The following is an 18,792-nucleotide window of genomic DNA, read 5'->3' on the forward strand; positions in this document are numbered from 1 at the left end:
CCGGTCCGTGGCTGCTGGGCGAGGCCGGCTTCCTGGACCGGGTCGCTCCCGATCATGTGCTGGTGGTCGGCCGGCCGACGCTAGGCCGTGCGTTGTCGCAGCTCGTCCGCCGATCTGGCGTCGCGGTCACCGCCGTCGAGCCGGATCCGCGCTGGCCGGATCCCTTCCACACGGCGTCCCGGATCGTGTTGGACCTGCACGACGTGCAGGTGGTCGACCCGGATCCGGAGTGGCTGCCGGCCTGGACACTGGCCGACAAGGCCGCCGCCGACGCCGTCGCGGACGGTCTGCGGGGCAGCTGGCCGTCCGGTGGACTGGTCGCATCCGCCCTGGTCAGCGCCATGCCGGCGGGATCCCTGCTGTGCTGTGGGTCGTCGAACCCGGTCCGGGACGTCGACTACTTCGCGCCGAGGCGTACGGACATCGACATCCTCAGCAACCGGGGTGTCGCCGGCATCGACGGCAACGTGTCGACCGCCGTCGGTGCCGCGCTCGCCTCCGACCGGCCGACCTTCGCGATGGTCGGCGACCTGACCTTCCTGCACGACAGCAACGGCCTGGTGATCGGGCCGGACGAGCCGCGTCCGGACCTGACGATCGTGGTCTTCAACGACAACGGCGGGGCGATCTTCTCGCTGTTGGAGCAGGGCGAGCCGGCGTACGCGGATGTCTTCGAGCGAGTCTTCGGCACTCCGCATGGTGCCGACCTCGGGGCGCTCTGCGCAGCCACCCGTACACCGCATCTCAGTGTCGGTTCGGCGGCTGAGTTGACCGCGGCCGTACGGACGCCGTCCCGGGGGTTGCGGGTGCTCGAGGTGGCCGCCGACCGAAGGGGTCTCAGGGACCTTCACAAGGGCATCCGGGCGGCCGTCGCGAGCGCCCTTTCCGGCCATCCCACCGACTAGGGAATATGTCCCCCTTATGCCGATTTATAGGTGATCTTCGCTCGCCTTTTCGGGTAACAAATCAGATTGTTCGGCCAACCGCGCAACCTTAGGGCTAGCTTAAAGCTTCCTGTGTAGTGAGAGTTGGAATTCCAGCTCCCTCCACTGGATCTCAATGACGAGTTCTCTGACCTCACGGGGGGAGTGCGGTGCGCGCACCATCTTCGTTGTACAGACCCCTTGCCGCCGCTGGCATCGTGGCGGCGCTGACGCTTATCCCGCTCGGTCCGGCGTCCGCCGCCGGTGACACCCCGACCGGGCCGACTCCGGTAGTGACCGTCGCGCCGCCCGGCAGCACGCCGGCCTCGTCGGCGCCCAAGGCCCCGCCGGTGGCCAAGCCGCCAGCGAAGGCGCCGAAGTCGGCCGCCGCCGCGGGCGACGAGGCCGACGTGTCCGTGGCGATCACCGGCACCAAGATCGCGCTAGGCAGCCAGAGCAAGCCGTTCGTTGTGACGGTGACCAACAACCTCGACGGTCACCACCCGCTCGGCGACAGTGGACGTACAAGCGACCACCGTTGACCAGCCCCAGCAGCTGAGCGGCCTGCAGGCAATCAGCGCCACCTGCAAGAAGGACCCGAAGGACGCCGGTCACTTCACCTGTGCGATCGGTGACATCGGTCCTGGTCAGAAGCGCGCTTTGCAGTTCCAGTACAGCCTGGACAAGACCGCGGTGGTGCACGACAACACCGCGTCCATCACCGCCAAGGTGCAGACCGCGTCACCGCCGGACCCGAACCTCTCTAACAACACCGCGACCGCGCAGGTCGACATCGTGCCCGCCGGCATCGACCTGGGTGTCAGCATCCCTGACACTTCGGTCGCCTTCCCGGGCGGCACGGCCACCACGTACGCGCAGATCCGCAACGACGGCGCGGCGGACGCCACCGGGGTTTCCTTCAGCGTTCGCTCGCCTGACGGCACCGGCATCCACGGGGTCGCTCTGATGGACACCAGTGGCGGCTACGGCGTCAAGTCAAGTGCACGACGACCAGCCACACCGGGGCGACGTGCTCGATTGGCGGCTGCTGCAGGCCCACCACTACGTCACCGCGCGGATCATCCTGGATGTCACTGAGTTTGCGGCCTCCAGCAGCACCATCACCGGTGGCGTCGGCTCGGTGACCGGCATCGCGCCGAGCTCCATGCAGGCGCTGGCCAAGAACAACGCCAAGGCCAACGACAAGATCCTGCAGCGCAAGGCGACCGCCAAGGCCACGTCGGCGGTCGACGACCCGAGCGACAACAGCGACAGCTTCGCTGTCCCGATCACCGACCTGCCCAAGGCTGACCTGGGCGTCACCGCCACCGCGGTGAGCGGCGCGAAGGTCGGTGACACGGTGACGATCAACGCCAACGTCGCCAACCACGGGCCGAACCTGGCCGCCGGCATCTACGTGATGATCACCGTCCCCAGCAACACCGGGTTCGCGGCGATCTCGCAGGTCTGCCAGCACACGTCCAACGCTCGTAGATCAAGTGCGTCTACTCGGACACACTGGGCGCGGACAAGTCGGTCGACTTCCCGATCAAGGTCAAGGTGCACGGGGACCCCGGGCAGCGACGGCTCGCTCACCGTGCACGGCTCGGCGGTTGACCTGTCGTCGGCCAACAACAGCGCCAGCCTGAGCATCGCGCTGGACACCGCGACCGCGACGACCGCCGCGAACGCGAGCAACACCGGCACGTTGCCGGTGACCGGTGACAAGGTCGGGCTCTACGCCTTCGGTGGCGCTTTGTTGCTGCTGATGGGTGGCGCTCTTACCATCACGGCCCGGCGGCGGCGTTCGGCTTAACTTGCGGGTGTTTTTAGAGCTGTGCAGGGGTTGGCCCGGGGTGCGCGAGGGGCTGGCCTTGGTTTAGAGCGGTGGACGCGTGGGGCTGGTCCTGGTTAAGAGCAGTGGACGCAAGGGGCTGGCCCTGGTTTAGAGCGGTGGACGCGAGGGGCTGGCCTTGGTTTAGAGCGGTGGACGCGAGGGGCGGCGTCTCGTCTACCAAGCACGAGAAAACCCCACCCCGACACCAGAGGGCGGTGTCGGGGGTGGGGTTTTTCTCGTGCTTACTGCCGATGCGCCCTGTGTTTCTGGCGCCTTCGGCGCGGGGCGCCGTCGACTACGGCTACGAGAGTCCGCCTTTGTAGGCCCGCAAAGACCGCGGGCCTACAAAAGCGGACGCTCCTGCCGGAGGGGCGACTATCGGCCTGGCGGCCGATGCGCCGGACGGGGCTGGGTCCGTCTAAGTGTGCCAACTCTGGTTTAGAGGTGACGGTGTCGCACGGGGTGAGGACACGGGGTTGGGTTTCGCGCGGGGTGAGAACACGGGTTGGGTTTCGCGCGGGGTGAGAACACGGGTTGGGTTTCGCGTGGGGGGTGAGGGCGCGGGGTTGGGTTTTGCGTGGGGTGAGGGCGCGGGGTTGGGTTTGCGTGGGGTGAGGGCGCGGGGTTGGGGCCGGAAAATGTCGTACCCGAATCCGATACTGCTGTTCGGGGAGACAGTGGTGAGGAGGTGGCTGGGTGGGTCCGCGACGGAATCGGGTGACTCCGATGGGGGATGTCGTGGCGATCGAGCTGCGGGGGGCTTGGCTGGGGAACCGGGGAATCCTGCATCGGGACAACGAGGTTGTCCGTTTCCATCGCAGCAATTTGTGGATCACCTGCGCGCTGAGTTTCAAGGACTGGCGGTTGCCGCAGTGGACGGCCGGCCATTTCACCGTGCTGTTCTTCCACGATGAGGCTGTTGCTTTCGCGGCTGGCCACCGGCCCTGCGCGCTGTGTCGACGGGACGCGTACAACGCCTATCGGTCGGCCTGGATGGGCGGTCGTGGGCAGGAAGTGCCGCTGGCCAAGGAAGTGGACCGGCAGTTGCACAGCGAGCGGATCTATCGCGGCACGCACCGTCGGCGGTTGCATTCGGCCAGCTGGGAGGACCTGCCGGCCGGTGCGTTCGTACGAGTGAATGGCCAGCCGACGTTGGTCACCGACGACCACGTCGTGCCCTGGACGAGCACTGGCTATCGCGAGCCGTTGCCGCGTCCCGCCGAGGGGCCGGTTGAGCTGATCACGCCACCGTCGACAGTGGCTGCTTTCCGCGCTGGCTACCGCCCGCAAATCGCGGCGAGTTAAGCGTTCTCGAGCGCGTCTCGGAGGGCGGCGAGCTTCGCGTACGTTTCGTCGAGCTCGTTTTCCGGTACGGAGTCGGCCACGATGCCGCCGCCGGCGTAGAGCCGCGCCGTGCCCCCGGAGACCTGGGCGCAGCGCAGCGCGATCCCGAACTCGCCGTTCCCGGCCGCGTCCAGCCAACCTGTCGGCCCCGCGTAGCGCGGTCGCGGTCCAGCCCGCCGGCCGACCGGATGTAGGCCGCCGCGACCGGGGGGGGGGTGCCGCAGACAGCCGCCGTCGGGTGCAGCGCGCCGGCCAGTTCCAGGACCGACACCGGCCGGGCCAGTCGACCGGTCAGGTCCGTGGAGAGGTGGACGACGTTGGCCAACCGCAGCACGGACGGCTGGTCGGGCACGTCCAGCTCCGCGCAGTACGGGCCGAGCGCCTCTGCCGCCGACACCGCCGCATAGCGGTGCTCTTCAGCGTTTTTCCCTGATCCTGTAAGGAAAGCGGTCACCGCGTCGTCCGGGTTCTCGCGGCCGGAACCGGCCGCGCCGCCACGCCACCCGGTGCCGGCCAGCACCCGCGAGAAGATCAGGTCGCCCTGTCGGCGGACCAGCAGCTCCGGTGTCGCTCCGACCAGCCCGTCCACGGCGTAGGTCCAACACTGCGGATAGCGCGCCGACAGTCGCGCCAACAACGCTCGTACGTCCAGTGGCTCTTTCGCCCGCGCCAGCGCGTCCCGGGCAGTGACGACCTTGTTCAGATCGCCGGACCGGATCGCGGTGACCGCGGCGGCCACGAGCTTTTTGTACGCCTCATCGGAAACTTGTCCATCGGACCACGTCAGCGGGCCGGGCGAACGCAGTGGTTGGGTGGATGCGGACGGATCCGCACCGTCCACAGTGGTCACGAACGCCTGCCCGGCGCTGACGCCGAGCACTACCCGCGGCATGACCAGCACCGATCGATCGTCGTCCTCGAAGGAAAAACTGCCGAACAGTAGCGGGCCAGAGCCGGCCACCTGGACCTGGTCGTCGATCTCGAACCTCGCGACCGTCTGGTCCCACCAAGCGGCCGCCCGGGCGAACCGGTCGGGCCCGCTCACCTCGAACCGGGCCGCCTCGCCCCAGCCGAGCAGACCCTGCGCTGGATCGCCGTGCAACCAGCACAGCACGTCCTCGGCACGCCCGTACGGCAGCGTCGACGGGGTCAGGAGACCAGTCGCGGTCGCGGTCGCGCGCGGTCGTGCGGACGGTGGTCGGCAAGGCGCTGAGTGAGGCATCGGGCGAGGCAGAGGTCACGCTGCCGACACTACGACTACTGCCCGCGCGTACGCTGTGACGATTACCGCAGGCCTGGGTTTTGTTGGGGGATCAGATGATCTACAGGCGTTTCGGGGCATTCGTCGGGGCGTTCGCGGTCGGGTCCCTGCTGCGTGGCGCGCGGCGCAGGCAATGCCCGCGCAACCGGCCGACCAGCCGCGGCTGCGGGCGGCCGGGCTGAGCGCCGACCTGGCGGTGAGTGTCCGAGGCACCAGCGTGCCGGTGCACAGTGCGGGCAAGCCGTTCACCGTCATCGCCACCAACCTCAGCACCTCCACGGTGTCCCAGAAGGTCACGGTCACGGTGACCGCCACGGCCAGCCAGTCCGGTCTGCTGGTCGGCCCCACGCCGTACGACACCGATGCCTGCAAGGCGGCCGGCGCGGGCCGGTTCACCTGCGCGGCCGGCGATCTGGTCCCGGGCGGCAGCGCGAAGTTCGACTTCTCGTACGCGGCCAGCTCTTCCGCCACCCCACGGCAGGGCGCTGGCTCGGTGACCGGCCAGGTCAGCGCCTCCACCCTTGACCCGAACCTGAGCAACAACTCGGCGCAGGCCCGGATCGACATCGTGCCGGCCGGCTCGGACCTGTCGGTCAGCATCCCGGACTCGGCGGCGGTCCCGGCCGGCCGGACGGCCACCACGTACGCCCGCATCGGCAACTTCGGCTCCGCCAACGCTCCCCGGGTCGTCTTCAGTGTGCACCCACCGAACGGCGCGACGCTGGCCGGCGTGGCGTTGCGGGACGGCACCGGCGGGTACGGCGTGCCCTGCCCGGTGGCCAGCGACCGCAAGTCCGCGAACTGCTCGGTGGGCACGCTGCTCGCCGGCAACTACGCGACCGCGAGGATTCTGGTGTCACTGCCGTCCGGTGCGGCTTCCGGAAGCACCTTCACCGGTGGTGTAGGCACCGCGGCAGCCGCTTCTTCCGCCGCCCAGAACCTCATGGCCGAGCGGTCCTTGCCGGTCGCGCAGAGCGCGTTGTCGCCTACCGACGACCCGACGGACAACTCCGACACGTACGCCTGCCCCGTCTCCTGACCGTCCCCCCGGGGTGTTGTCGCCGGCGTACGCATAGGCTTATTCGCATGACACGCGCGACTTTGGACAAGCAGCCGCACGAGGTGGCGGCGATGTTTGACGGCGTCGCGGCGCACTACGACCGTACGAACACGGTCCTGGCCTTCTCCATTGACAAGGCGTGGCGCCGGGCCACCCGGCGGGCGCTGGGGTTGAGCAGCACCGACCGCTGCCTGGACGTGGCGGCTGGTACGGCGGTTTCCACCCAGGAGCTGGCGCTGTCCGGCGCCGACGTGGTCGCCTGCGACTTCTCGCTCGGCATGCTGCGGGCCGGCCAGCACCGCGGCCTGCCGTTGATCGCCGGCGACGCGCTGCGGCTGCCGTTCGCGGATGCCTCCTTCGACGCGGTGACGATCTCGTTCGGCCTACGGAACGTGGCCGACGTGAACGCGGCGCTCACCGAATTCGCCCGGGTGACCAAGCCCGGCGGGCGGCTGGTGGTCTGTGAGTTCAGCCACCCCACCTGGGCGCCCTTCCGGACGGTCTACAACGAATACCTGATGCGTGCCTTGCCGTCGGTCGCTCGGATGGTCAGCAGCAACCCGGACGCGTACGTCTACCTGGCCGAATCCATTCCCGCGTGGCCGAACCAGGAGGACCTGGCGAACCGGATTTCGGCCGCCGGTTGGGGCCAGGTGGCGTGGCGCTCGCTGACCGGCGGGATCGTCGCCCTGCACCGGGCCGTACGCCCCGCCGAGTAGCCGGGCCGCTGCCACTGGGGTAGGCAGGGAAGGGACCCCGAAGCCTGCCCGAGGAGTCCGTTGATCGTGTCAACGCGTCGCGCCACCGCTCCGGCTCTGCCTGAACCGGCCCCACCAGCGCCGATCTCCCCTGCGCCCGTTTCGCCAGCCCCCCTGCCCAACGAGCCGGTCCCGCCGTCGCCCATCTCGCCGATGCCGCTGCCCAACGACCCGCTGCCGCCAGCTCCGGTATCGCCGGTGCCGTTCACGCCCGAGCCGCTGCATCCGATCCCGGCCTACCCGGACGAGCCCGAGCACGATCCCAGCGGCCCGCTGATCCCTGACCCACCCAAGCCCCCAGTCCGCTGACACCTCGCGGGTCAGAGGTCGCAGATTTCGGTGATCTGGGATTGCAGTGTGCGGAAAGGGCGAGGGGCGACGGCTTCACGTACGACGGTGCCCAGGAGATAGGAGAAGAGTGCGTCGGCGCGGCGTGCTGGGTTGTCCACCTCGACCGCCGCCAACAGCTCGGTGAAGATCGCGGTCACCGTCGAGTGCATGCTTTCGATGGCGGCGAGGCGGTTTTTGGTGGTGGCCGAGATCCAGTAGCCGAACCACAGCGTGGCCACGCTCGGCCGCTCCTGGAAGGTGTTCAGGTAGTCGCGTACGACCGCCCAGAACCGATCCGCTGGCTGCTCATGCTTGTCCGCGGCGGTCCTTAGGGTGCGTACGAACGCGTCGATATGCCCGGCCATCGCCCGGTCCACCAGGTCGTCCATGTCGGCGAAGTAGTAGTGGATCGCGCTCTTGGTCAGCGGGCTCGCGTCCGCCACCGCCCGGGCCGTACACCCAGCGAGTCCATCTCGGGCCAGCACCACGCGGGCGGCCTCGATGATTTGCTGCTGCTTCTCGAGCTGGTTGGGCGAGAGCGCCTTGGTCGCCGAGCCGGGGTGCGTCACGAGCCACAGGTTAATCCGCCGCTCGCCATTTCTGTCGCACCCACCGAGGACCCTTGAATTCGGGGGACCCCGTTTTTTGGATCCCCCGAATTCAAGGATCCGTGGGGTGGGCCGACAGTTCCGGGCCGTACGGTCCCTGGCAATGTCAGGACGAGTGGCCTATGATTCAGGACGGTTGTCCTAACCATATAAGGAGCTGAATCTCGTGAGTGCGCCCTTCATGTTCTTCGACCTGCGGACCTCGGACGTGCCGACCGCGCGCGACTTCTACACCGGGTTGTTCGGCTGGACGGTCACCGAAGTCCCCGCCGGCGATCAACCGATTTCTTGCTGCTCACCAACGAAAATGGGCCGTGGGGCGGGTTCACCCCGGTGCCGGCCGGTGACCCGAGGCGACCACAGTGGACGCCGTACGCGGCGGTGCAAAACCTTGACAAAGCGGCCGAGCGCGTCCGCGAGCTGGGCGGCAAGATCCTTCGTGAGCGCACCGAAGTGGCTGGCGGCACGCTCGTGGTGGTCGAGGACCCGACCGGCGCCAGTCTGGTCCTTTGGGAAGCTGCTTAGTCTTCGAGCAGCGCGGCTAGTTCCTCGCGGTTGCGGGTGCCGAGCTTGACGTAACCGGAGTAGAGGTGGTTTTCCACCGTACGACGGGAAACCGACAGCTTTTCGGCGATTTGCTGGTTGGTCAGGCCGGCTGCCGCCAACCGGGCGATCTGCCTTTCCCGGGCCGTCAGCGTGGGCGTCGAAACGGCGGTCAAGGCCGGAGTTTTGGCGCCCTGACAGGCATCGGCGAGGGTGCCGGCCGGCCCGGCCTGCGGCGGCCTGTCCGGACCGGGTGTCGGAGACCGCCCGAAAGGCCGCGGCCGACTGGGTCATCGCCTCCGCCGCGTGCAGCATCATGCCTAGGCCGGCGAACCGGTCGGACACCGCGCCGAGCGCCACGGCGTCGCCGGCCAGGAGGGCGGTCGCGTGGTCGGCGTAAATGGCCGGGCAGGGGCCTTCTGCCCAGGTGGCGAGCTCGGCCAGCCGGGCGGCGGCGCGGTCGGCGGCGCCGAGCCGGACCAGGTCGTGCAGGGCGATCAGCTCGAAGCTGGTGGCCGAGCAGTCGCGGGCCCGCTCGGCGGCCCGCAGGCCCAGTCGTACGGACTGGTCGTGCTTGCCGCCAGCGGCGGCGACCCAGGGCAGCGCGATCTCCAGCCACAGCCCGTGCACCCGCCACGCCGGCAGCGCCCGCTGCCGGGCCTCGGCGGCCAGCTCGGCGGCCGTCTTGTGGTCGCCCCGCAGGGCAGCGGTGTGCGCGGCCTCGGCGAGGCACACCGCATCCATCCAGCCGCGATGCCGCACTGCGCCGGACCACCGGGATCGCCGGCTGCAGGGCCTGCCAAGCGTCCTCGACGCGGCCCTGCAGCCGGTACGCCTGCGCGCCAGCTACCCCGTACCCGATCAGTCCGAGGTCCCAGCCGGGCCAGCGCCGGGCGGCCTGCTCAGCCGCCGCCCACGGTCGGCGCGGTGTTCCCGACGAACTGCTGCGCCCAGGCCCTGGCCAGCTCGTACGCGGGCAGCGCCCACGGTATCTGCGGGTCGGTGCCACCGCGCGGCGCGCATCGATCAAGCACCGCGAGACTGCTCAGCGGCCGGCCGGCGACGGCCAGCGCGGACGCGTAGCCGACGTCCAGTTGCGTACGCAACGGCTGCCGCTCCAGGCCGGCCGCGATCGCCGCCTCGCCCGCCCGCTCGACGACCGCCGGCAGCCGGGCGGCGACGAAGTCGATGGCCGTACGCAGCACGGTGATCCGCTCAACGGACTCGCGGTCGGTGGCGGTCTTCTCCAGATCGGCCAGCAACTCCTGTGCCTGGTCGGCGCGGCCAAGCCCCATCGCCAGGTTCTGCACCCGCGGGAAGGCCAGCGCTGCACGAGCCGCCGGATCCAGCCCTGGCCACAGATCGGTCAGCAGCTCCTCGGCCTCGGCCGGCCGCAGGTCCAGCAGCAGACTCTCCACCAGAGTGCTGCCGGCGGTGGTCGCACCGGCCGCCAACGCGGCCCGGGACAGCTGCTGCGTGAGCGGCAGGTCGAAGGCCGCGTACGCCTGCCGGGCGGCTCTGACCAGCAGGTCCGCCGGAGCCTGCTCGCCGGCCGCCAACAGCCAGCTCGCGATCCGCACGCTGTCGTCGCTGCGCCGGGCGCCGGTGGCGATGCACGCCGCGGCCAGCTCCCGCATCCGTTGGTACGCCCGCGGCTGCGGGCAGCGAGCCCGCAAAGCGTCCGAATAGACCGGGTGCGCCAGCCGGATGGTGGTCCGCCGGCCGTTCTGGAGGACTCGGATCAGACCGCGTTCTTCCAGGTCCTCGAGCACGCGTACGGGCACAGCGGCCTGCAGAAACGGGGCGCCGAGCGGTTCGCCGAAGGCCAGCAGCTCCATCGCGGTCTGCTCGTGGTCGGTCAGCCGGCCGATCCGCTGCGCCATCAGCTCGGCCAGCCGCGGCCCGGGGGCGGGCCGACCGTACAGCGTCCAGACGCCGTCCTTCTCGGCCAGATCGCCGGTGCTCAGCGCGTTGCGGAGCATCTCGGTGAGCAGGAACAGGTTGCCGTCGGTGGCCTGCCAGAACCGGTCCGCGGTGCCGGCGTCCGGCGGCCCGCCGAGCAGCCCAGCGCGAGCGCGCCGCGGATGCCGTCCCTGGCCAGCGGCCCGAGCTCCATCCGCAGCAGCAGGTCGCTGTGCAGGATCCCGGCCACCGGACCGGCCGTCGCGTCCTCTCGTACGGCAGCAGCAGCACCGCGCCGCGGCGATGTCGTACGACCTGCTCGACCACCGCCGCCGACGCGTCATCGAGCAGGTGCGCGTCGTCAATCGCCAGCACCAGCCGCCGGTCGCCGGCCCGCTCGGCCAGCCGGTCGGTGACCTCCCGCATCAGCGCGCCAGCCGCCGGGCGCGCTGGATCCAGCGGCACCAGCGCTGCGAAAACGCCCAGCGGGATGGCCCGCGCGGAGGTGCTGCCGTACGCCCGCACCACCTCGTACCCAGCAGCGCTCAGCTGGCCGGCGGCCTCGGCGAGCAGCCGGCTCTTCCCGATCCCGGCCGGCCCGACGAGCACCGCGCCACCGCCGGCCACGCTCTTTTGGAGCCGTACGAGCTCGTCCTTCCGCCCCACGAACGGCAGCTCGCCGGCGCCGGATGGAGTCATGATCTGCAGCGTAATCGGCGCCGATCCTGCCCGACCGGGCAGCTACCCAGGTGCGAAAAGGCAGCTGACCCCATTGTTATGAGCAAGCCGGCGGTGCGAGGCGGGCGGGCAGGTCCGCGCGGGTGCCGCCGAGCTTGGCGTAGCCGGCCTGCGGTGTTTTTCCACTGTACGGCGGGAAAGCGCCAGCCGGTCGGCGATCTGCTGATTGGTCAGGCCGGTGGCCGCCAGCCGGGCCACGTCCAGCTCTCGGCGAGTCAGCGTCGGCGCGGTGGCGAGCAGCAGAGCGGGCGTACGGGCGCCTTGGGCAACACGCCGCGAGCCGGGCTGCGATCGCTTGGTAGTCGTGGGACCCGGCCGACTGCCGGTGCAGTTGCGCGGCCTGCGCCGCCGCCTCCGCCGCGTAGAGCGCCAGTCCGAGCGCGGTAAGTCGCTCCGACACCGCGATGAGTGCGGCCGCGTCGCCGTCGACCGATGCCCGCGCGTGGTCGGCGTAGAGCCGCGGACAGGGTCCCTCCGCACTCGCTGCCAGCCGGTCCAGCTCGTCGGCCGCCATTCGCGGCTCGCCCAGCCGGACCAGGTCGTAGAGGGCGTCGATCTGGAAGCCGACGGCGCCCAGAGCGCTGGTCTCCTCGACCGTACGCACCGAAAGTTCCACCCGCGCGGGCCGTGTCGCCGCCGGCCACCGCCACCCAGGGCCGGGCCAGGTCCAGCCAGAACGCGGCCCCGCGCCAGCCGGGCACCGCGCGCTCCTCGCAGTGCGCGAGCAGCGCGGCGGCCCGGTCCGCGTCGCCTAGCAACGCGGCGGCATGGGCGGCTTCGGCGAGGCACGCCACGTGCGCCTCCCATGCGTCCGAGACGCGCAGAACCGCCAGTGCTGGCCGCAAAATCTGGTCCGCATCTCTGCGACCGCGCCAGTCAGCCGGAGCGCCGCCGCGGCCATCGCGCCGAACGCGATGGTGCCGAAATCCCAGTCGAGCCACCGATCCAGGGCGGCTTGGGCAGTCCGCCGGGCCGTCGCCGGCTGGCCCAGCCGCAGCTGCGCCCGGATCCGGATGAGCTGCCTGGACGGACCGACCGGCATCTCGGCGCTGACCTGCGGAGCCCGGCGTTCCAGCTCGGTCAACACTTTCAGCGCCCGCTCGGGCTTTCCCACCCCGGTAAGGCAATCCGCGTAAGCATTGCTGGTCAGCGCGTACGCCGGCCCTGGTTCAGCAGCGCCGGCCAGCAGCGGTTCGGCGGTGCTGATCGCGGTCGGATAGTCACCGGTCATGTAGGCGGCGCCGAACCACAGCGACCCGAGCTGGAACACCAGAGCTGGATCGGTCGCGTACGGCTCAGCCTCGGTCACCAGCAGCAGGGCGTCCGCCGGCCGGGCCAGCCCGACCTGCAGGTTGAAGCCGCGAGTGAGGGTCAGTGCGAGCCGGTCGGCCGGCCCGAGGCCTGGCCAGAGATCGGCCAGCAGCCGCTCGGCGTGGTCGGCCTGCAGGTCGAAAAGCATCGCCGCCGCCAGCGTCACCACGGCTTCCACGCCCGGCCGGTCCGCCAGCGCCCGGCGGGCCAGCCGCTGGGCGAGCGCAAGGTCGGAGGCGCCGTACGCCTGCCGGGCGGCCTCGGCGAACACCTCGGCCGGCGCCGGTTCGCCGCTGTCCAGCGACCACACACCGCCATCCGAAGCACGTCACCGCGTCGGTTCGCGCCGGCCGCGCGGACCTGCTCGGCGAGTTCCCGCCGCAGCCGGTTCGCCCGCAGGGTGCCCAGCTCGGCACGTACGGTCTCGCCGTAAAGCGGATGCGCCAGCCAGACCTGCTCACGCTGGCCGTCTTGCGCCACGCGCACCAGGCCACGCCGCTCCAAAGTCCGCGGCAGGTCGCCGGCGGCAAGCGCTGGCACGCTCAATGGCTCGCCGATGCTGAGCATCTCCAGCACCCCGCGCTCAGCCTCGGACAACCCACCCATCTGGCTTCTGACCAGGTCGTTCAGTCGGGCGGACAGGGCCAGCCCGCCGTCCCACCGCCAACGGCCGGCCCGCCTTTGGAGCGCACCACCGGCCCGGCGGCGGCGGCCGCCAGCTCGCGGACCAGCAGCGGGTTGCCGTCGCTGGCGTGCCAGATCCGGTCGGCGGTGGCTTGCTCGACCGGCCCGTCGAGCGTACGTTTCCAGCAGCTCAGTGGTCTGGTCAGGAGGCAATGGCCGGAGATCCAGCCTGGTTAACGTGTCGTCGAAGGCCGCCTCACCGTCTGTTCGTACCGTCAGCAACACCGCGACTTCCCCGCGCCGTACGAGCTCGTCGACCACGGTCGCCGACGCGCTGTCGAGCAACTGCGCGTCGTCGACGGCCACCACGATCCGCCGGTCGGTGGCCACCAGCGCGGCTGTGAGTTCGTCGACCAGCAGCCGTACGGCCGCACCGCCCTCTGCTCGCAACGCCCGCTCCGGCAGCAGCGCGGCGAAGGCTCCCAGCGGAATCCCAGCTGCCGCATGTGTCCCGTACGCCCGATGCACGGTGAACTGGGCCAAATCCAGCCGATCGACAATTTCGCTGACCAGCCTGGTTTTCCCCACCCCCGCCCCCGCCGGACCCGCGACAACCGCACCGCCGTGGTCGAGGCTGGCCCGTACGGCCGCGATCTCCTTCGCCCGCCCCACAAACGGCAGTTGACCCATCCACGAACCCTACCCACGCCCACGCCTTGATTTCGCGAGATTTGGTGGTTCGTCTCAGTGGATCACTGATAGGGCGGCGCAGGCGGGAAATGTCCTCCGTACGGACCTGGAGGCGGTTGTCGGTGTCGGCGGCTGAGCAGGACGACGATGAGAATGACGATGGCGAGGACGACGATGAGGCAGATCCCGGCGCCGATGAGCCAGGGGATGAGGTTGGGGCCGGGGTTGTCGTTGTTGCCGCTCGTTGGTTGACCGCTACTACCGGTTGCTGTCGAGGGCGTCGTCGTTGGCGTACCGCCGCCGAGTGGGTTTGTGGTGACGGTGGGTACATCTTCAGTCAGTGCCCGGTAGGGAGCCACCGTACCGAATCCGAGGTAGATGCTGCGTTTTTTGTCGGATGGTGGAACAGCGGTTTTGATGAGCCGATTGATGACGTTGTTCGCGTCCATGGAAGGAAACTTCGCCCGAATCAACGCCACACACCCCGACACAATCGCCGTCGCTGAACTTGTGCCAGATGGTTGAGCATAACCAGTGGCATAGACTCGACTGGGTACGGGCGCCACGACGTCCACGGCTGGCGCTGAAATGGCAACTTGCGGGCCGTATGCGGATCCGCTCCAGAAGTTTCCCTTCTTGTCGGCGCCGGATACTGCGACTACACCCGGTAGCCCCGCAAGAACGCTGACTGCCGTTCCGGTTTGGTCGACGTTCCCCGCGGCGGCAACAATGACGATATTTCTGTTCTGGGCATACTGAACCGCAGCTGCGATGGCCGGCGCTAGTCGACCGTTCTCACCTAGTGAGAGGTTGACCACGTTTGCGCCGTTGTCGGCCGCCCATCGAATTGCCTGCGCGAGGTCTTGATCAGAGTACTTTTCCGGGACGGCTATGGGGAGGATTTTCGCTGCTGGGGCGATGCCGAGTTCTACGCTCGTGCTCGTGCCGGTGCCTGCGATGGTTCCTGCCATCGCTGTTCCGTGGTTGGCTTGGCGCTCGTGTCGACTGTGCCGTTCGGGCTTTGCGGGATTCCGAACTGCGTTCCTTGCAGGACCTGCCCTTTGAGAGCGGGTACGGTGGCATCGACCCCGCCGTCGATGACGGCAACGGTTATCCCTTGGCCGCGGCTGATTGTTTGGCTTTGGGGGACACGCAGAGCCGTGAGGTACCATTGCCCGGCTTGAACGTCGGCGGCCACTGCCGGCGACGCTGTACCAGTGAGGAATAGGACTGCGAGAGCAGCGGCGGTTGCTGAGACCAGGTTCCTCCGCCAGCTAGATACGTTATGCAATGACAACCCGACGGCCTCTTGCGGTGGTGTTGGTGTGGTGGCCAATTGCGTGTTCACCGGCCAAGAACCGGAGGCGCCGTACGCCTGCCGGGCGGCCTCCGCCAACAGCTCCGCCGGCGAGTTGCTGTCCAGCAGCCACCCCGCTGTCCGTAGGACGTCGCCCCGGCGCCGGCCGCCGGCCGCGCTGACATCGTCGGCTAGCTCCCGCCGCAGTCGGTTCGCGCGAAGTCGCCCCAGGTCTGCCCGTACGACCTCGCCGTAGAGCGGGTGCGCCAGCCAGACCTGCGAGCGGCGGCCGTCCTGCCGTACGCGCACCAGCTCACGCGCTTGCAGCGTTTCGAGCGGACCGACCGCGGTCACGCTCAGCGGCTCCCCGATGCTGAGCATCTCCAGGACCCCGCGTTCGGCCTGGGACAGCTCACCCATCTGGCTTCTGATCAGGTCAGTCAACCGCGCGGACAGGGCCAGCCGGCCGTCCCACCGCCACCGGCCGGCCTGCTGCTCCAGCGCCCCACCGGCCCGGCCGGCCGCCATCAGCTCATGGACCAGCAGCGGGTTGCCCTCGCTGGCCTGCCAGATCGGGTCGGCGGTGGCTGGCTCGACGGGAACGTCGAGCGTGCGTTCCAGCAGCTCATTGGTTTGGTCTGTCGGCAGTGGAGCCAGATCCGATTGGGGTAGGCCGTGATCGGCGGCAAGCCCGCCACCTGTTCGTACGGTCAGCAGCACAGCCGTCCTTTGGCGTCGTACCAACTGCTCCGGCGCGGCAGTCGAGGCGTTGTCGAGCAGCTGCTCGTCGTCGACAGCCACCACAGTCCGCCGGTCCGTAGCGGTGAGTTCGTCGACGAGCAGCGGTACGGCCGCCCCGCCCTCGACCTGCAGCGCCTTTTCCGGCAGCAGCGCGGGTTATCGATAAGGCGGTCCTGGTGGGAAGCCGGTGCCGTACGGACCGGGAGGCGGCGGTCGGCGTCGGCGGCTGACCAGAACGACGATCAGAATGACGATGGCGAGGACGACGATGAGGCAGATCCCGGCTCCGATGAGCCAGGGGATGAGGTTGGGGCCGGGGTTGTCGGTTGTGGGCTGGCTGTTGTTGCTGCCAGGGGCCGTGGAGGGTGTTGTTGCGGGGGTGCCGCCGAGTGGGTTTGTGGTGACGGTGGGGACGTTTTCGGTGAGTGCACGGTAGGGGGCGACTGTTCCGAATCCGAGGTAGATGCTGCGTTTCTTATCAGACGGTGGAACAGCGGTTTTGATGAGCCGATTGATGACGTTGTTCGCGTCCATGGACGGAAACTTCGCCCGAATCAACGCCACACACCCGGAGGTGACGGCGGTTGCGTCGCTGGTGCCTGATCCGGTGATATATCCCGTCGCGGACACTGACGGAATTGTCGGCCCGACCATGTCAACGGCCGGTGCCGCGACGGCTACCTGTGGTCCATATGAGGAACCGGTCCAGAAGTTCCCTTTCTTGTCTGCACCGGACACCGCGACAACACCAGGCAGTGCAGCAAATAAGCTAACAGGCAAACCGCTCTGCGCGACGTTTCCCGCCCCGGCAACGATGACAACGTCCTTCTCTTGTGCGTATTGGACAGCTGCTGGCACGGAGGCGGCGAGCGGGTGGTTTGCATCGTGGGCAATGGACAGATTGATTACCCGAGCACCATGGTCGGCGGACCAGCTGATGGCTCGCGCGCGATTTCTTCATCGCTATTGGCTGCAATAGGTAGAATTTTAACGCCCGGAGCGACACCTAGCTCCAAGCCGTTATCGGAGCCGATACCAGCGATGATGCCGGCCATTTTCGTCCCGTGGCCGTTGCTGGCGGTGTCCACCGTTCCATATGGGCTTTGAGGCACGCCGAATTGAGTGCCTTGGAGAACTTGGCCTTGAAGCGCAGCGACGCTAGGGTCGACGCCTCCATCAATGACCGCCACTGTGATGCCTTGCCCGCGGGTGATTAGTTGGGCCTTCGGGATGTTGAGGGCAGACAGGTACCACTGGCCTGACTGTACGTCGGTGGCGAGTGCCGGGGAGGGCCCACCGGCTAGTGCGACAGTAGTGAGGACGGTGACGAATTGCGCCACTAATCTCCAGCATGACTGGCCGCGATGGATTCGAGGCATGCGAGTAGGGCTTGAACGCTCTCGGGTGGCGCGCAATTTCGGGTTCACCGGCCGAGAACCGACGGAGGCGTTTCCGTCGCCGCCCCAAGGATCTTCGTCTTCGTAAAGCCAACCGGTCTCAGAATCGTCGTCCTTGCCCTCGGCTTCAGCGGAGCGACCTGCCCTGAGCAGGCTGGTGCCCTTGCGGCTGCTGCTCTGGGCACCACCCCCACCCGCGCCGCCGCGACCGACACCAGCCAATCCTGAATTGGAAGGCGTGACTGGTGCGCCGGCCGAACCTCCACCTGGAAGTCCAGGTGTGCCGGCCGGACCAAACGGTGAGTTACCGGCTACTGAGCCAAGCCCCCCGGTAGCCGATCCGATGCCGCCACCAACGCCACCACCTGCACCGCCTAGGCCGGCGCCGGCCAAGCCGCCGCCACCTAAGCCGGCCAGGCCGCTGCCGGACGGCAACGACGATCCTTTGAGCCCGCTAGACATACCACCGCCCACGGGCGAGAACGGGTCTGTGTTGCCCAGCTTCGATCCGTCAAAAGAACCGGCGCCTGAGTCCGACGGCAACTTTCAGTAGTACCTCCTAAGCCGCGAACTCCGGAACCAGAGGGGAGCCCGCCCGCACTCCCGCCGCCGACTCCCGTTGAACTAGGGGCTCCCGACGCCTGTGGGGTCCCATACGGCGATCCTGCCGGATCGACGTTCGGGTTTGCGGGCGAGGCGGTGATGTTGGGGATGGCGGTGGCTGTTTGGGTGGCGGCGCCGTTTGCGGCGTCGTAGACGCCGGCGGCGATGTGGGCGTATTGGTTGAGGTGGTTGGTGAGCCACTGGGTGGCTTGTTTTACGCCTGGGAGGTTGCTGACTCCGGAGAAGAGTTCGGCGGGCACGTTCGCCATTTGGATGAAGGCGCGTCGGAAGGCTCCTTCGTGGATGGCGTTGTGGTTTTGTCGGGCGTCGACGACGGGTCCGACCATGTTCGCTGGGATGGGCATTTTGCTTTGGTAGTCGGCGAGTTGGCTGGCGGCGGTTTCCAGGGTGGTGCCGATGCCGCCGTTGGCCATGAGCGGTTGCAGGACGGCGTTGTTGTCTGGTCTGAGGCGATGGTGGTGATGTGTTTTTCGTACGCCTCGTACGCTGGCCCGGACCAGACCTTGTCGTTTTTCAGATCGGCCGGATGTTTGGTGAGGGCGATGACCACTTCGTTGAGTCCGCCGGTGACCTGTTTCCACCCCACCCCGGCTTTGCGTACGTCCGCTGGCCAGCCGGCGACAACGACCTGGTTGACCTTTTCCTCCCAGGTGGTGGCATATCCCTGTGCGTTCGTGTCGCCCGAGGCAAGCCCGGACGTGCTGACGTTGCTGGGGAGTTGGCCACTGCTGCCCGAAGGTGAACCGGTGGACGTGGAGCCCCCGGAGGGTTGGGTGTGGTCGTAGCTTCCGCTGCTGCTCGTCA

General features: G+C 68.8%; 20 protein-coding genes and 2 pseudogenes. 10 read left to right on the forward strand and 12 right to left on the reverse strand.

Annotated elements, in window-relative coordinates:
• Window positions 1-92: 92 nt before the first annotated feature.
• From GNX96_RS61195 to GNX96_RS18150, 5 genes are all read left to right on the forward strand, one after another.
• Entirely contained in the window at window positions 93-905 is an 813-nt protein-coding gene (locus GNX96_RS61195) for a thiamine pyrophosphate-dependent enzyme (RefSeq protein ID WP_313885695.1), read from the forward strand.
• 236 nt (window positions 906-1,141) lie between these two features.
• The gene (locus GNX96_RS18135; protein ID WP_279580708.1) at window positions 1,142-1,465 is read left to right on the forward strand and encodes a hypothetical protein; all 324 of its coding nucleotides are present in this window, start codon (window positions 1,142-1,144) and stop codon (window positions 1,463-1,465) included.
• Window positions 1,440-2,021 carry a COG1361 family protein gene (locus GNX96_RS18140; RefSeq protein WP_163569010.1) on the forward strand — a complete coding sequence of 194 codons (582 nt, stop codon included), beginning with the start codon at window positions 1,440-1,442 and terminating at the stop codon, window positions 2,019-2,021. Before GNX96_RS18135 ends, GNX96_RS18140 begins: the two co-directional genes overlap by 26 nt.
• Window positions 1,954-2,739, forward strand: a complete 786-nt coding sequence (locus tag GNX96_RS18145) for an LPXTG cell wall anchor domain-containing protein (RefSeq protein WP_163569011.1) — start codon at window positions 1,954-1,956, stop codon at window positions 2,737-2,739. The genes GNX96_RS18140 and GNX96_RS18145 overlap by 68 nt, the downstream gene beginning before the upstream one ends.
• Window positions 2,740-3,456: 717 nt before the next feature.
• Window positions 3,457-4,065: a hypothetical protein gene (locus tag GNX96_RS18150; protein WP_279580709.1), complete on the forward strand. Its 609-nt coding sequence runs from the start codon at window positions 3,457-3,459 to the stop codon at window positions 4,063-4,065.
• On the opposite strand, the gene GNX96_RS63935 is transcribed toward GNX96_RS18150, so the two are convergent.
• Window positions 4,062-4,328: a chorismate-binding protein gene (locus GNX96_RS63935; protein ID WP_390624056.1), complete on the reverse strand. Its 267-nt coding sequence runs from the start codon at window positions 4,326-4,328 to the stop codon at window positions 4,062-4,064. The genes GNX96_RS18150 and GNX96_RS63935 overlap by 4 nt on opposite strands.
• A pseudogene (locus GNX96_RS18155) lies at window positions 4,280-5,326 on the reverse strand (isochorismate synthase); the annotation flags it as partial. The gene GNX96_RS63935 and the pseudogene GNX96_RS18155, both read right to left, overlap by 49 nt.
• Window positions 5,327-5,498: 172 nt before the next feature.
• On the opposite strand from GNX96_RS18155, the gene GNX96_RS18160 reads away from it, so the two are divergent.
• From GNX96_RS18160 to GNX96_RS18170, 3 genes are all read left to right on the forward strand, one after another.
• A complete protein-coding gene (locus tag GNX96_RS18160) occupies window positions 5,499-6,404 on the forward strand; it encodes a COG1361 family protein (RefSeq protein WP_163569013.1) in 906 nt (301 codons plus the stop codon).
• Between the two features lie 47 nt (window positions 6,405-6,451).
• A complete protein-coding gene (locus GNX96_RS18165; RefSeq protein WP_163569014.1) occupies window positions 6,452-7,144 on the forward strand; it encodes a demethylmenaquinone methyltransferase in 693 nt (230 codons plus the stop codon).
• 192 nt (window positions 7,145-7,336) lie between these two features.
• Window positions 7,337-7,492, forward strand: coding sequence for a hypothetical protein (locus GNX96_RS18170; RefSeq protein ID WP_163569015.1), 156 nt, complete (start codon window positions 7,337-7,339; stop codon window positions 7,490-7,492).
• A gap of 11 nt (window positions 7,493-7,503) precedes the next feature.
• Here GNX96_RS18170 and GNX96_RS18175 read toward each other — a convergent pair whose 3' ends face one another.
• Complete coding sequence (locus GNX96_RS18175) at window positions 7,504-8,082, reverse strand: TetR/AcrR family transcriptional regulator (RefSeq protein WP_279580711.1); 579 nt, start codon at window positions 8,080-8,082, stop codon at window positions 7,504-7,506.
• 372 nt (window positions 8,083-8,454) lie between these two features.
• On the opposite strand from GNX96_RS18175, the gene GNX96_RS63940 reads away from it, so the two are divergent.
• Window positions 8,455-8,646, forward strand: a complete 192-nt coding sequence (locus tag GNX96_RS63940; RefSeq protein ID WP_390624057.1) for a VOC family protein — start codon at window positions 8,455-8,457, stop codon at window positions 8,644-8,646.
• Here GNX96_RS63940 and GNX96_RS63945 read toward each other — a convergent pair.
• The 9 genes and pseudogenes from GNX96_RS63945 to GNX96_RS61200 form a co-directional block, all read right to left on the reverse strand.
• Window positions 8,643-8,840, reverse strand: a complete 198-nt coding sequence (locus GNX96_RS63945; RefSeq protein ID WP_163569017.1) for a response regulator transcription factor — start codon at window positions 8,838-8,840, stop codon at window positions 8,643-8,645. The two genes, GNX96_RS63940 and GNX96_RS63945, sit on opposite strands and share 4 nt — an antisense overlap.
• Before the next feature lie 726 nt (window positions 8,841-9,566).
• The gene (locus GNX96_RS18190; protein WP_279580713.1) at window positions 9,567-10,910 is read right to left on the reverse strand and encodes an ATP-binding protein; all 1,344 of its coding nucleotides are present in this window, start codon (window positions 10,908-10,910) and stop codon (window positions 9,567-9,569) included.
• 13 nt (window positions 10,911-10,923) lie between these two features.
• Window positions 10,924-11,265, reverse strand: a pseudogene (locus GNX96_RS63950) (ATP-binding protein); the annotation flags it as partial.
• A gap of 42 nt (window positions 11,266-11,307) precedes the next feature.
• Complete coding sequence (locus GNX96_RS18195; RefSeq protein WP_279580715.1) at window positions 11,308-12,111, reverse strand: response regulator transcription factor; 804 nt, start codon at window positions 12,109-12,111, stop codon at window positions 11,308-11,310.
• Complete coding sequence (locus tag GNX96_RS18200; RefSeq protein ID WP_163569018.1) at window positions 12,056-12,886, reverse strand: hypothetical protein; 831 nt, start codon at window positions 12,884-12,886, stop codon at window positions 12,056-12,058. The genes GNX96_RS18195 and GNX96_RS18200 overlap by 56 nt, the downstream gene beginning before the upstream one ends.
• Window positions 12,778-13,929, reverse strand: a complete 1,152-nt coding sequence (locus GNX96_RS18205) for an ATP-binding protein (RefSeq protein ID WP_163569019.1) — start codon at window positions 13,927-13,929, stop codon at window positions 12,778-12,780. Before GNX96_RS18205 ends, GNX96_RS18200 begins: the two co-directional genes overlap by 109 nt.
• 62 nt (window positions 13,930-13,991) lie before the next feature.
• Complete coding sequence (locus tag GNX96_RS18210; protein ID WP_279580716.1) at window positions 13,992-15,101, reverse strand: S8 family serine peptidase; 1,110 nt, start codon at window positions 15,099-15,101, stop codon at window positions 13,992-13,994.
• 1,022 nt (window positions 15,102-16,123) lie between these two features.
• Window positions 16,124-16,906, reverse strand: coding sequence for a S8 family serine peptidase (locus GNX96_RS18220; RefSeq protein WP_163569058.1), 783 nt, complete (start codon window positions 16,904-16,906; stop codon window positions 16,124-16,126).
• Window positions 16,873-17,826, reverse strand: a complete 954-nt coding sequence (locus GNX96_RS61200) for a S8 family serine peptidase (RefSeq protein ID WP_313885698.1) — start codon at window positions 17,824-17,826, stop codon at window positions 16,873-16,875. The genes GNX96_RS18220 and GNX96_RS61200 overlap by 34 nt, the downstream gene beginning before the upstream one ends.
• 440 nt (window positions 17,827-18,266) lie before the next feature.
• Here GNX96_RS61200 and GNX96_RS18230 point away from each other — a divergent pair, with 440 nt between their 5' ends.
• Window positions 18,267-18,773: a hypothetical protein gene (locus GNX96_RS18230; protein ID WP_163569023.1), complete on the forward strand. Its 507-nt coding sequence runs from the start codon at window positions 18,267-18,269 to the stop codon at window positions 18,771-18,773.
• The last annotated feature ends 19 nt before the right edge of the window (window positions 18,774-18,792 follow it).

The organism is Fodinicola feengrottensis (assembly GCF_010993775.1).
Taxonomy (GTDB): domain Bacteria; phylum Actinomycetota; class Actinomycetes; order Mycobacteriales; family HKI-0501; genus Fodinicola; species Fodinicola feengrottensis.